This window comes from Streptomyces sp. NPDC101151 (assembly GCF_044768335.1).
Taxonomy (GTDB): Bacteria; Actinomycetota; Actinomycetes; order Streptomycetales; family Streptomycetaceae; genus Streptomyces.
In genome coordinates this window covers 444,234-456,589 of record NZ_JBIWPP010000005.1, presented here as the reverse complement: position 1 = coordinate 456,589, position 12,356 = coordinate 444,234, and the positions used below count along the sequence as shown (strand labels likewise).

General features: G+C 70.3%; 16 protein-coding genes. 15 read left to right on the top strand and 1 reads right to left on the bottom strand.

Annotation, left to right across the window (positions count from 1 at the left end):
• The first annotated feature begins 109 nt into the window (after nucleotides 1-109).
• From ACIRU3_RS13070 to ACIRU3_RS13055, 4 genes are read left to right on the top strand one after another with little or no spacing between them, the layout of a single operon-like run.
• On the top strand, nucleotides 110-1,000 hold the full coding sequence (locus tag ACIRU3_RS13070; RefSeq protein WP_404055424.1) for a class I SAM-dependent methyltransferase: 891 nt from the start codon (nucleotides 110-112) through the stop codon (nucleotides 998-1,000).
• 40 nt (nucleotides 1,001-1,040) lie between these two features.
• Nucleotides 1,041-1,487 carry a hypothetical protein gene (locus tag ACIRU3_RS13065; RefSeq protein ID WP_404055422.1) on the top strand — a complete coding sequence of 149 codons (447 nt, stop codon included), beginning with the start codon at nucleotides 1,041-1,043 and terminating at the stop codon, nucleotides 1,485-1,487.
• Nucleotides 1,487-2,716 (top strand): PBSX family phage terminase large subunit, encoded by a 1,230-nt coding sequence (locus tag ACIRU3_RS13060; protein ID WP_404055420.1) that lies wholly within the window; start codon nucleotides 1,487-1,489, stop codon nucleotides 2,714-2,716. Before ACIRU3_RS13065 ends, ACIRU3_RS13060 begins: the two co-directional genes overlap by 1 nt.
• A 55-nt stretch (nucleotides 2,717-2,771) precedes the next feature.
• Nucleotides 2,772-4,253: a phage portal protein gene (locus tag ACIRU3_RS13055; protein WP_404055418.1), complete on the top strand. Its 1,482-nt coding sequence runs from the start codon at nucleotides 2,772-2,774 to the stop codon at nucleotides 4,251-4,253.
• 4 nt (nucleotides 4,254-4,257) lie between these two features.
• Here the strand turns inward: ACIRU3_RS13055 and ACIRU3_RS13050 are convergent, their stop codons facing one another.
• Nucleotides 4,258-5,271, bottom strand: coding sequence for a hypothetical protein (locus tag ACIRU3_RS13050; RefSeq protein WP_404055417.1), 1,014 nt, complete (start codon nucleotides 5,269-5,271; stop codon nucleotides 4,258-4,260).
• Between the two features lie 63 nt (nucleotides 5,272-5,334).
• On the opposite strand from ACIRU3_RS13050, the gene ACIRU3_RS13045 reads away from it, so the two are divergent.
• From ACIRU3_RS13045 to ACIRU3_RS12995, 11 genes are all read left to right on the top strand, one after another.
• On the top strand, nucleotides 5,335-7,563 hold the full coding sequence (locus ACIRU3_RS13045) for a phage minor capsid protein (protein WP_404055415.1): 2,229 nt from the start codon (nucleotides 5,335-5,337) through the stop codon (nucleotides 7,561-7,563).
• A 13-nt stretch (nucleotides 7,564-7,576) separates the two neighbouring features.
• Nucleotides 7,577-7,738 carry an Rmf/CrpP fold protein gene (locus ACIRU3_RS13040; protein WP_404055413.1) on the top strand — a complete coding sequence of 54 codons (162 nt, stop codon included), beginning with the start codon at nucleotides 7,577-7,579 and terminating at the stop codon, nucleotides 7,736-7,738.
• Between the two features lie 92 nt (nucleotides 7,739-7,830).
• The gene (locus ACIRU3_RS13035; RefSeq protein WP_404055411.1) at nucleotides 7,831-8,454 is read left to right on the top strand and encodes a hypothetical protein; all 624 of its coding nucleotides are present in this window, start codon (nucleotides 7,831-7,833) and stop codon (nucleotides 8,452-8,454) included.
• An 18-nt stretch (nucleotides 8,455-8,472) separates the two neighbouring features.
• Nucleotides 8,473-9,483: a major capsid protein gene (locus tag ACIRU3_RS13030; protein WP_404055409.1), complete on the top strand. Its 1,011-nt coding sequence runs from the start codon at nucleotides 8,473-8,475 to the stop codon at nucleotides 9,481-9,483.
• 11 nt (nucleotides 9,484-9,494) lie between these two features.
• Entirely contained in the window at nucleotides 9,495-9,746 is a 252-nt protein-coding gene (locus ACIRU3_RS13025) for a hypothetical protein (RefSeq protein WP_404055407.1), read from the top strand.
• A 4-nt stretch (nucleotides 9,747-9,750) separates the two neighbouring features.
• Entirely contained in the window at nucleotides 9,751-10,149 is a 399-nt protein-coding gene (locus ACIRU3_RS13020) for a hypothetical protein (RefSeq protein ID WP_404055405.1), read from the top strand.
• Entirely contained in the window at nucleotides 10,146-10,466 is a 321-nt protein-coding gene (locus ACIRU3_RS13015; RefSeq protein WP_404055403.1) for a hypothetical protein, read from the top strand. Before ACIRU3_RS13020 ends, ACIRU3_RS13015 begins: the two co-directional genes overlap by 4 nt.
• The gene (locus ACIRU3_RS13010; RefSeq protein ID WP_404055401.1) at nucleotides 10,463-10,819 is read left to right on the top strand and encodes a hypothetical protein; all 357 of its coding nucleotides are present in this window, start codon (nucleotides 10,463-10,465) and stop codon (nucleotides 10,817-10,819) included. The genes ACIRU3_RS13015 and ACIRU3_RS13010 overlap by 4 nt, the downstream gene beginning before the upstream one ends.
• Nucleotides 10,812-11,234 (top strand): minor capsid protein, encoded by a 423-nt coding sequence (locus tag ACIRU3_RS13005; protein WP_404055399.1) that lies wholly within the window; start codon nucleotides 10,812-10,814, stop codon nucleotides 11,232-11,234. Before ACIRU3_RS13010 ends, ACIRU3_RS13005 begins: the two co-directional genes overlap by 8 nt.
• An 11-nt stretch (nucleotides 11,235-11,245) precedes the next feature.
• Nucleotides 11,246-11,716: a phage tail tube protein gene (locus ACIRU3_RS13000; RefSeq protein ID WP_404055397.1), complete on the top strand. Its 471-nt coding sequence runs from the start codon at nucleotides 11,246-11,248 to the stop codon at nucleotides 11,714-11,716.
• Nucleotides 11,713-12,171 carry a hypothetical protein gene (locus tag ACIRU3_RS12995; protein ID WP_404055395.1) on the top strand — a complete coding sequence of 153 codons (459 nt, stop codon included), beginning with the start codon at nucleotides 11,713-11,715 and terminating at the stop codon, nucleotides 12,169-12,171. Before ACIRU3_RS13000 ends, ACIRU3_RS12995 begins: the two co-directional genes overlap by 4 nt.
• Nucleotides 12,172-12,356: the final 185 nt, after the last annotated feature.

Sequence of the window (12,356 nt, the reverse complement as noted above, 5' to 3'; positions counted from 1 at the left end):
ACCTATAGTTCGAAGCGCCTCCGGCGTGCCCGGAAACACTGACCCCCTCGAATTCGACGCCCCGTCGCCTCTGCGGCGGGGCGTCGCCGTGTCTGTGAGGAGGTAGCCCGTGCCGGACATCCCTGATGCGCTGTTTGACGACACCCGGCTCGCCCCCTACGGCTTCCCTGGCATCAGCCCTCTGTCGGTACTTCGGCCCGACCGCGGCCCATGGCAGGAGCGGCGCCGCACCTGGGACGACCTTGGATTGCGTAGCCGCCGAGGTCGGGAGCACGTGCAGACGTTCCGACTAGGGGCGATCAACGACAGCTTGTCGACCTTCGATCCTGTACTCGCGGAAACGAGCTATGCATGGTTCTGTCCGCCGGGCGGCCGAGTCCTCGACCCGTTCGCCGGCGGTTCCGTGCGTGGGCTAGTCGCCGGAAACGGCGGGTACCAGTACACCGGCATTGACCTTTCGCCTACGCAGCTTGATGCGAACGAGGAGCAGGCGCAGGAGTGGAACGGCCGTGACCTGCTCGCCACCACTCCTACATGGATGTTGGGGGACGCCGCCGACGTGCTACCCGCGTTGCCGGAAGCCGCGTACGACTACGTATTCACCTGTCCGCCGTACCACGATCTTGAACGCTATTCCGATCACCCGGCCGACCTATCCGCGATGCCGTGGCAGGAGTTCACGGCGGCCTACACAGAGATCATCCGCGAGAGTGCGCGCTGTCTGGCACCCGACCGGTTCGCGACGTGGGTTGTTGGGGAAGTCCGAGGCTCCGACGGGATGCTCCGCGGTCTCGTTCCGCTGACAGTTGCGGCACACGCGTCAGCGGGAGCGCGGCTCTACAACGACGCAATCTTGCACAACCCGATCGGTACCGCTGCCATGCGCCTACCTCAGCAATGGCGCGCATCCCGCAAGATCGGCCGCCACCACCAATACGTACTGACCTTCGTCAAGGGCGATCCCCGAGCCGCAACCCGCCACATCGCACAGAGCGGCTAGGAGCCCACCCGGGCGGTTTCGTTCGAGGGGGTGATGGCTGGTGGCCGACCCCATCGAAGAGACCGACCGCGCCGCGGTACGTCGTCTACATGCTCAAGGGCTGTCCCGCAACGCCATCGCCCGCGAGACCGGCCGCGCCGCCGCTACGGTCTCGAAGATCGCCGCCGACCTCGGGCTCGCCTTCAGCGGCGGGTCACGCGTCTCCGCAGCGACCGAGGCTCGCCGCGCGGACGCCGCCGCGCGTCGCGAACAGCTCGCCGACGACGCGCTCGACGGTGCCCTCGGCCAAGTCGCACGCACTGCCTCGGCCGAGTCCGCTCGTGACGCTCGCGACCACGCCACCGCAGCCCGCGCGCTAACCGAAGTACATGCCCGGGTCGCCGAGCTCGCCCGCCAGACCGGCACCGGGAGCGGCGCCGGCTCGATGCTCGACCGCCTCGCCGACGTCCTGCTCGGGCCGACTGGGGGTGACGGACAGGGGGTGTGATGGGCGCGCCTCTGCCTCTGTCCGACAAGCAGCTCGCGTCCATCCGCGGCGCCACGGCCCGTATCAACATCTGGCACGGCAGCGTGCGTTCAGGAAAGACGATCGCGAGTCTCGTCTGCTTCCTGTTTCTGGTCCGCAGGGCGCCGGCCACGGGTCTTATCGTGATCGTCGGGCGCAGCCTGCAAACGATCGAACGCAACTGCCTCGATGTCCTGCAAGATCCCACCCTGTTCGGTGACCTCGCCGCCGAGGTGCGCCACACCCGCGGCGCCACCACCGCCGTGATCCTCGGTCGCGTTGTTCACCTCGTCGGTGCAGCAGACGCACGCGCCGAGGGCCGGCTACGCGGCATGACAGCAGCTCTCGCCTATGCCGACGAGATCACGCTGCTACCTGCTCCGTTCTTCCGGCAGTTGCTCGCCCGCCTCTCCGTGCCCGGCGCGAAGTTGATCGGGACGACCAACCCGGACAGCCCCCGGCATTGGCTGCGGACCGACTACCTCGACCGCGCCGGCGAGCTCGACCTCGCCGACTTTCACTTCAAGCTCGCCGACAACCCGAGCCTTTCCGCGGCTTACGTCGCCGCGCTCGCTGCCGAGTTCACCGGCCTATGGCGTCGGCGCATGATCTTGGGCGAGTGGGTCGTCGCCGAGGGCGCGATCTACGACTCGTACGACGAGGCGCAGCACGTCGTCGACGAGCTGCCCCCGATGCGTCGGTACTGGGTGGGCATCGACTACGGCACGAGCAACCCGTTCTCTGCGCTCCTCCTGGGTGCAGGCGACGACGACCGGCTTTACGTCGTGAGCGAGTGGCGCCACGAGGCCCGTACAACGCGCCGGCAGATGACTGACGCCGCATACAGCCGCGCCGTGCGTGACTGGCTTGCCGAGCAGCGCGTCGAGCCCGAGTGGACGTTCGTGGACCCCTCGGCCGCCAGCTACTCCACACAGCTTTGGGCCGACGGACACCCGGGCGTGGCGCGCGCTGTGAACGACGTCCTCGACGGCATCCGGTCGGTGTCGGTGGCTCTCGACTCCGGCCTGCTGCGCATTCACCGCTCATGCGCTGGCCTGCTCGCTGAACTGCCCAACTACGTGTGGTCGGAAGAGGCCGCCGCCCGCGGCGAGGACCGCCCCGTCAAGCAGGACGACCACAGCGTTGACGCCCTGCGCTATGTCCTCCACAGCACCGCCCACGAGTGGCGAGGACTCCTCGCCACCGCATAGCCCCTCAGATCCCGCCCTGCCGGCGCCGGGGCCTCGTCGTGAAGGGGGGTGCACCGTGCCTCTGCCTGACAACGGCGCTCCGTGGCCGCCGCCCAACCTTGCCGGCCTATACCGCGAGATGCGCCTCGACGACGCTTGGTACTCCGGTGACCGCCGGCGCCTGGCCGACGTCTACCGCACCGAAGCACAGCGGCGCCACGATGGCCGGCGCCGGCTGTGGGGCCGCAACCGGCCCGCACCGGGGGCGCGGCACGACGGCCGGCTGCACATACCGCTGCCGGCCGATATCGCCACCACGAGCGCCGATCTTCTGTTCTCCGAACCGCCCACCTTCACCGTGGCGGACGCCACCGCGCAGGCCCGCCTCGACCAGATCACCACGGCCGGCGGGGTGGCGAACACCCTGCTTGAGGCCGCGGAAGTCGGGGCCGCTCTCGGCGGGGTGTTCCTGCGCGTCACCTGGGATACAGACCTTGCCCGCCGGCCGCTGCTCACCGCCGTGCACGCCGATTCCGCCGTGCCCGAATTCCGGTGGGGGCAGCTCGTAGCCGTCACCATCTGGCGCGAGCTCGCCTCGGACTCCGCAACCGTGTGGCGCCACCTCGAACGACACGAGCCGGGCCGCATCGTCCACGGACTCTACGAGGGCCGCGACGACAACCTCGGCACCCGAGTGCCGCTCACCGAGCACGCCGAGACACAGCAGCTCGCCGCATCCCTCGGCGAGGCCGGCGACAGCATCGAGACCGGCCTCGACGTCCTCACCGCCGCCTACGTGCCCAACATCCGGCCCAACCGCCGCCACCGCGGTTCCGCGTTCGGGCGCAGCGACTACCAGTCCGCGCACGACTTGTTCGACGCGCTCGACGAGACATGGTCGTCATGGCTGCGCGACATTCGCCTCGCCCGGGCGCGGCTCATCGTGCCCGACGGGTACCTGCGCGACCACGGCCCGGGCCGCGGCGCCAGCTTCGACGCTGACCGCGAGATCTGGCAGGCGCTCAGCATCCCGCCGTCAGAAACCGGCGGGGCCGGCATCACCCTGTCGCAGTTCGCCATCAGGGTGGACGAGCACGAGCGGACCTCGGCCGCGCTCATGCGGCAGGCCGTGCAGCTCGCCGGATACGCCGCGCAGACCTTCGGCCTCGGCGACACCACCGCAGCCACAGCCACAGAAGTTGTCGCCCGTGAGCGCCGCTCGATGATCACCCGTGACAAGAAATCGCGGTACTGGGCGCCGGCGCTCGCCGCCATGCTGCACGTAATGCTGCGCCTTGACCGGCAGTGGTTCACGCCCTCGCTCACCGTCGACGAAGTACCCGCCGTGGCGTTCGGCGACTCGGTATCCGAGGACCCGCAGTCAGTCGCGCAAACCCTGTCCCTGCTTGCGCAGGCGCAGGCCGTGAGCGTCGACACCAAGGTGCGCATCCTGCACCCGGATTGGGACGACGCTGCTGTGCAGGCCGAAGCCGACCGCATTCTGACGGAGACCGGTGCGACAGTGCCCGACCCGATGCAGGCTGGGCAACTGGGGTGAGCGGCTAGCCGGCAGTCCAGCCGACGAACTTGTCGCCGTCCTCGTAGGCAAGCTCCATACCGGCGTGCGCGACGAGCTCGGCCAAGTCGTCGACCGGCTTCTCGGGGAGCATCACGACGAGCCGCGCATCCTTCTTAGGCATGTGCCGGCTGTAGTCGTGCAACTGCCCAATGGCCATCCGTACCGCGTTACGGCCGCTGCTGCCCTTGAGCTCGTACAGCACGTTGTCGGTCACGTCGTACAGATCCGTCCAGAACGTGGCGGTCAGACCCTTAATCCGGATCTTGACCCGCTTGACCTCGTGGCCCTGGCTCTGGAGGAACGCGAGGAACCGGTCGCTCAACTCCGCCTCGCGCCACGTGATCTCGACGGCATCGCTCGCCTTGCGGGTGACCTTCTTCTTACTGTTCTTCTCCGGCTTGGTGACCTGTCCCGAAGTCGCCTCGGCCGGCTTGAGTTCAAGCAGCGTGGGGTCGCTGATCGGCACGGCCGGCACGGTCTCGATGTCGTCCTCGGGCGCCGCGGACACGAAGTCCTCGGCGACCTGCTCAACCTCGGCCAGCGGACGCAGGCGGAAGACGTAGACCCACCGCAACTTGTCCTTGTTCTGGTCGAGGGCGCGGCGCCGCACGAACGGCTCGTCGTCATCGAGCGTGAACTCACCGAGGTACCGGTGCTTCTTGGTTCCGCTGTTGCCCTTGACGTACCCGACGCAGACGAACACCTTCAGTGTGCGGCCCTGTTCGACATGCAGCGCAACGGCCTTGTTCCGGTCGGTCAGGGTCTGGTCACCCTCGACCCCCTGCCCGGTGTACTCAAAGACGGGACCCTTCTCGTCCTCCTCGGCAAGCCATCCATCCTGATAGCCGTAGTCCTTGCCGCTGTCGTGATCCGCGTAGATCAGGACGTTGGGGGTCGTACTGGACGGAATGATGCCGCCCTGGGGGCCACCGCCGAACATCGCCTGCATGTCCGCGCGCGTAACGACGTCGCCGAGCTTGAGCTGCACAGAGGTCATGTTCACGACCGTACCGGCCACCACTGACATTCAATCCCGGTCCAGGGTGGGGGGTGCCGTCCCGTGCCCATCCATCCCGGCATGGTCGAGGATCTTTCGGCCGGCATCCGCGACCTGTACGCGGACGCCGAGGCGCGGTTGCTGGGCATCGTCGCTCGGCAGCTCGCCACGGGCCTTGAGGCGCCGGGGTGGGCCTCGGCCAAGCTGCGCGACGTCCAGCCGCTACGCCGGGCTGCGCAGGGAGTTGTCGACGCCCTCGCGTCAGCCGTCGATCTTGAGGTGTTCGACGTGGTGGCCGAGGCGTACAACACCGGGGCGCAGGCCGGGCTCGCCGAGCTCGGCGCGCTGTCCGATGTGGACCGCCGGCGCATCGCCGAGTCGACGCCGGCCGCGCGCGCGGTGGACCGTATCGCGCACGAGACAGTCGAGCTCGTCACCCAGACGCACCGCGGCATTCTGCGGGGTGTCGAGGACGGGTACCGGCAGGTGATCAGCGAGGTGTCGGCGACGCCGGTACTGGGCATCGACACTCGCCGGCAGGCCACGCAGCGCGCTCTCGAACGGTTCGCCGACCGCGGGCTGCGCACGTTCGTTGATCGGTCCGGCCGCGCGTGGTCCATGACCGCGTACGGCGAGATGGCCGTGCGTACCGCCGTGGGGCGGGCGGCGGTCGAGGCACACCGCGACAAGCTGCGCGCTGCCGGACTCTCGTTGGTCATCGTCTCCAACGCGCCGCACGAGTGCCCGCTGTGCCGGCCTTACGAAGGCGAGGTGCTCGCGCTCGATGGCCCGGACGGAGCGCGCACGGTCGAGGCCGAGCACGCCACCGAGGACGACCGGACCGTGCGCGTGCACGTGGCCGGCAGTCTCGACGAGGCCCGCCGCAATGGCTTTCAACATCCCAACTGCCGTCATTCCATTGCGGCGTACCTGCCTGGCGTGACCCGGCATCCCGTCGAGCACTCCACCGACCCCGACAGATACGAGGCCACGCAGAAGCAGCGCGCCATCGAGCGCGGCATACGCAAGTGGAAGAACCGCGCCGCCGCCGCGACGACCCCCGAGGGCAAGCGGGCGGCCGAGGCGCGCGTGCGGGCGTGGCAGAAGAAGCAGCGCGACCACCTCGCCGCGCACCCCGAACTCATCCGTAAGCGCGTGCGCGAGCAGCCCGGGGCCGGCAACCTGCCGACCACCGCGCCGGCACCCCCGCAGTCCGCGGTCGAGGCCGCGCGCGTGCGGGCCGGCGACGAGCGCACGCTGCCCGAGCTGCGCGACGAGCAGCTCGCCGACGCCTACGGCTCCGGACACCTCGACGACCGCGACCTGCGGCGCATCGAGGCCGAGGCCGACCGGCGCGACGAGCAGCAGTTGCTCGACCGTGTCCGCCCCGCCGGCCGACTCGCCGAGGACCTGTCGCAGTTCTCCGACGACGAGCTCGCCCGCGCGTACGCGCACCTGCCCGACGATGACATGCTGCGCGTCATGGCCGAGATGGACCGGCGCGACCTCGACGCGTCCCTGCCCGGGGCGCGCCGGGACCTCATCGGCCTCTCCGACGAGCAGCTCGCCGCCCGCGCCCGTCACGTGGACGAGGCCGAGCTCGCAGCTCTTGCGGCCGAGGCTGACCGCCGACAGTTGCTTGCTGCGACCTTCCCCGGCGGCCGGCTCGTCCAAGACCTTTCGACGGTGGCCGACGACGTCCTCGGGTGGGCCATCCGCTACGCCTCCCGTCCCGGGGAGGCTGAGCGCATCGCCGACGAGCTCGACCGCCGGTACCCGCCCGCCCCGCTGCCCGAGGCCGCTGGAGCGCACACCGTCGAGGGGCAGCTCGCCGACCGGGCCGCCCTCGACGAAGCCCTCGCCCCCGCCGGTACGCCGGACGACTGGGGGGCGCTCGCCCTCGACGTCGACCCCTACGAGGGCATGACCGCCACCGAGCGATGGATCGCCGAACGCGAGTGGGCCGCCGAGCAGCAGCGCACCGCCTACACCCGCGAGCAGATACGCGAGATGTACCGCGAACACGTGTGGGCGCAGTACATGGCGGCCGAGGACGCCACGAACGGCTATCTCCTCAACCGTGCCGCTCGTGCGGCCGGCGTCGACCCGGCCACCCTTTTCACGGGGCCGGCGCACGTCGCCTACGCCCGTGCGTCCGAGGACCTGACTCGCTGGTGGCAGGATCACCCGCGCACTACGCTGGCCGAGTACACCGAGCAGATCACCGGCGTGCGCAACGAGGCCGCGGAGACCGCGCGCAAGTCCCGCAACGATCAGCAGAACCGACTCTGAGCAGGGGGCAGCAGTGGGCACCCGAGGTGACCTCGTCCGCGCGTTGACCGCTGGCCTTGAGGCCGGCAAGACCCGCGCCCCGGTGAGCTCATGCCCGTACCCCGCCGGCGACCTCCGCCGCTCCGCATGGGTACGCGGATACGCCAAGGGCCGCCCGCTCCCCGACGAGGAATAGCAGCCCCGCGCCCCGCTCCAACTTCCCTTCCTGGCCTGCCACATGGCGGGCCTTTTTTCATGCCCGCACACCGCCATGGAGGCCGCACAGTCATGCCCGACAACCCCACCGACACCAGCCCCGGCGGCAGCGATCCGACCACCGGCACCAGCACGCCGCCGGCCACCCCGCCCAATGGTGGCGCGCCGGACACGGGCGCCCTGCCGGCCGGAAGCGAGCAGACCTCGCAGCAGCTCGCCCAGGTCACCCAGCGCGCCGACGAGGCGAGCGCGGAACGCGACCAACTGCGCGCCGCGCTCGACGCCGTGACCAAGGCACTCAACCCCGACGGAGACGAGGCCGAGCAGGACCCCGCCAAGCTCGCCGCCGCCGTCGCCGACCGCGACAAGCAGCTCGGCGACCTCTCCGCACAGCTCCGCACGGCGCAGGTCGAGCTCGCCGCCTACAAGGCCGCGGGCAAGGAAGGCGCCCGCCCCGACAGGCTGCTCAACTCCCGCGCGTTCCTCGATGCCGTCGCCAAGCTCGACCCCGCCAGCGACACGTTCGACGAGCACCTGCTCACCGCGATCAAGACGGCCGTTGACGCCGACCCCGACCTCTACCGGGCCACCCCCGCCGCTCCGCCGCGCGGTGGCGGGGAGTTCAACGGCGCGCCGACCGGCGACCGAAAGCCCGCCTCCCTGCACGACGCCATCGCCGCCCGCATGGGCGGCTAACCAACTGGAGATCCATCCATGCCCATCACGCTTGCCGACGCGCGGCTCAACACGCAGGACGACATCGACACGCAGGTGATCGACGAGTTCCGCAAGAGCTCGTGGCTACTCGACAACCTCACCTTTGAAGACGCCGTGTCCCCGGCCGGCGGGGGCGCCACCCTCACGTACGGATACACCCGTCTCGTCACCGAGCGCGGAGCCTCGTTCCGGAAGCTCAACACCGAGTACAGCAAGGCGCAGGCCAAGCGGCAGCGGTACTCCGTCGACCTCGGCCCGCTCGGTGGCGCCTTCGAGATCGACCGCGTCCTCGCCAACCTGGGCGCCGCGGCAACCAACGAGGTCACGTTCCAGATGGGGCAGACCATCAAGGCTGCCCGCGCCTTCTTCTCTGACCAGGTCATCAACGGCGAGCGCGTCAAGACCGAAGGGGAAGAGCTCGGGTTCGACGGACTCGACGTCGCCCTCGCCGGCTCCACCACCGAGATGAACGCCGCCGCCTCCGTGGACTGGACCGGCGCCACCCTCGGCGATGACCGCGGTAAGGCGAACGACGCTCTCGACCTGCTCGACGAGTTCCTCGCCACCCTCGACGGCACCCCCTCGGCGCTGCTCGGCAACAAGAAGACCATTGCCCGCGTGCGCTCGCTCGCCCGCCGGGCCGGCTACTACGACCGCACGGCCAACGCGTTCGGTCAGAACATCGAGTCGTACAACGGGGTGGTGCTCGTCGACCTGGGCGCCAAGGCCGGCAGCGAAGCCCCCGTGATCCCCATCGAGTCCCGCGACGTCGACGGGGCCGGAAGCGGTGGCCCCATCACCGGCCTTTCCGACCTGTACGCGGTCCGCCTCGGCCTCGATGGCTTCCACGGCGTTTCCACCGTGGGCGGACAGCTCGTGCGGCAGTGGCTCCCGGACTTCAGCACCGCCGGCGCCGTGAAGGTTGGCGAGGTAGAACTCGGCCCCGTGGCCACGGTCCTCAAGGCCACCAAGGCGGCCGGCGTGCTGCGCAACGTCAAGGTGCAGTAGGAGGCCCCGCCATGGCATACGCCATCACCGCCCCCACCCAGGGGCACACCGGCACCGTGGCCGGCATCCAGTTCACCGACGGCCGCGCCGAGGCCGACGAGCTGCCCGTCGGGGCACTGCTGTACTTCCAGCGCCGCGGATACACCGTCGAGGACCTCGATACGGGACCACCGCAGAAGAACATCGCCAGCACTGGGAACGGCCCGCAGGACTCCAAGCCTGCGGGCCGTTCGTCTTCCCGCACCACGAAGAAGGAGGAGTAGCCCCGTGTCCGGCCGTATCTACGCCACGCCCGAGCAGCTCGCCGCGTGGACCGGACAGCCGGCACCCGAGGGAGCCGAGCGACTGCTCGCCCGCGCAAGCGAAGACATCGACTCCGCCCTGCTCACCGCGGTGTACCCCGTCGACGATGACGGGGACCCCATCGACGCCCGCCTGCGCGCCACGCTCGCCGATGCCGCCTGTGCGCAGGTCGAATATCAACTCGCCGCCGGCGACGACGGCACCGGGGCCGGCGGACAGTGGGACTCCGTCAGCATCGGCGGAGTCAGCCTGTCGGGCCGCACCGCCCGCCGCCCGGGCGCCTCCGGCGTCGACCTCGCCCCGCGCGCCGACCGAGTCCTGCGCCGGGCCGGCCTCGAACCAGGGTTCGTGTTCCCGTGGTGACCCGCGTACCGGCCTACCTGCTGCGCCACCGGATCACAGTGGAGCCGTACGCCGGCGACTCCGCATACGGCCCCCAGTACGGGCCGCCCGTCCCCGGGGTGCCGGCGCTCGTGAACCCCACCCCGCGGATGTTCCGTACAGCTGATGGGCGCGACATCAGCGCCGCCGCAACGCTCATCGCTGCGCCGGATCTCGACTGCCCCCTCGGCTCCCGCATCACCCTGCCCGACGGCCGCACCACCACCGCGGTGGCTGTCGCCCGCCACACCGCCCCGGGCCTGCCGGTACCGGCCTGTACGGAGGTGACCTGCGAGTGACCCGCCCCCGTGCCCGTGTCCGCTTCAACGGCGACCAGGTCCTCGGCCGCACCCGCGAGGGCGCCCTGCGCGGCCTGCTCCTCGCCGCCGAGCATCTGCTCGCCGCGTCCCGTGCCGAGGTACCCATCGACGAGGGGACCCTCGAACGATCCGGCGCCACCTCCGTGGACGACGCCAACCTCGTGGCCGCCGTCTCCTACGACACCCCATACGCCCGCCGCGTGCACGAGGACCTCACCGCCCGGCACTCCCCGGGCCGTAAGGCGAAGTTCCTTGAGGACCCGGCCCACCGCGAGGCCGCCGCCATGGGCGAGATCATCGCCGCGCAGGTACGGCGGTCTCTCCGTGGCTGACCTGCTCGACGGCATCGCCCGCCACCTCGCCGCCTCCGGCCTGCTCACCTACGACCCGACCGGCGTCACCGGCGACACCTTCGCCGAGACCCTGCCTCCCGAACCGGGCGAGGCCGTTGGGCTGTGGCTGTACGGGGCCGGCGAGCAAGACTCGCGCCTCGGCTACGACATCCGGCAGCTACAGGTACGCGTCCGCGGAACCGCAGACCCGCGTATCTCCCGCCGGCGCGCCGAGGCCCTGTACGGAGCCCTGCACGGCCTTGCCGGCGTCGAGCTGCCCGACGGCACGTACCTGGTCTTGTCCGTCGCGCAGCAGACCCCCGCCCCGCTCGGCCCCGACTCGGCCGGCAGGCACGAGCACGTCGTGAACTTCCGCCTCGACGTCGACAACCCCACCCTTCACCGCCCCGAATAGGAGGCACCCCCATGTCGCGTCCCATCGACGCACGGCGCTGGCTGTTCGAGGTACTCGACGTCACCGCGCCCACCGAGAAATGGCTGCCCATCGCGGGCCTCACAAGCTTCAAGCACAACCCCGGCGAGAACGAAGAGACCGCCGAAACCGTCGCGTTCGACTCTGACGGCTACTTCGAGCAAGACATCATGCAGCGCGGCGCCACCATCGAGATCGAGGGTCAGTACCGCATCGACAAGGCCACCGGTGCGCAGGACCCCGGGCAGGCATATATCGATACCGTCTGGGCCTACCGGCTCGGCATCGACTCGCGTAACACCGTCCGGTGGCGCCACCAGACCCAAACCGCCTGGGTCGTGTGGGACGCCACCGTGACCCCGGGCGAGCAGGGCGGCGAAACCAACGACAAGACCTCGTGGAGCGCCTCGTTCACCCGGTGCGGCAAGCCCACCACCGCGCCCGTGGCCGGGGGTGGCTCGTGATCGAGGAGACTGGCGAGCAGCCGCTCGTCGAGACCGCCGCCGACTTTGACGCATTCTTCGCCGAGCAGGACACCGCCGCCGAGCGCGTCTCGCTGACCCTGTTCGGCCGCACCTACGTGTTGCCCGCATCGCTGCCGCTGATGTTCACCTTGCAGATGGAGCGCGTGCAGCACAGTTCCGAGCCCGGCGATATCGCCAAGATGCTGGCCACCCTGTTCGGGGCCGGCGCGCTCGACACATGGGCCGAAGCCGGCATGACCGACCAGCAGCTCGGCATCGTGCTGATCTACGCCGCCGGCAACATCCGCGCGCCCGGCTCGGTGTCCATGCAGCGCGCGGCCGAGCTCTACGCCGAGCAGGAGAAGGGAAAAGCCGCGGCGCCGAACCGAGCAGCTCGGCGCGCGACCACGAAGAAGACAGCGAAGAAGAAGGCGGGTTCTGGCGTGCGGTCCTGACCCACTGGGCCGCGATCGAATCGGACCTCGCCCGCGAGTACCAGCTCGCGCCGGCCGAGCTCGCCGCCCTCTCGACTCGCCGTTTCCTCGTCCTCGTCGGTGGCCTACCGGCCGAGTCTCGGTTCGCGCAGGCGTGGAAGCGCACCCCGCGCGCCGTTGAGGACCCCTCGGAGATCGCAGCGATC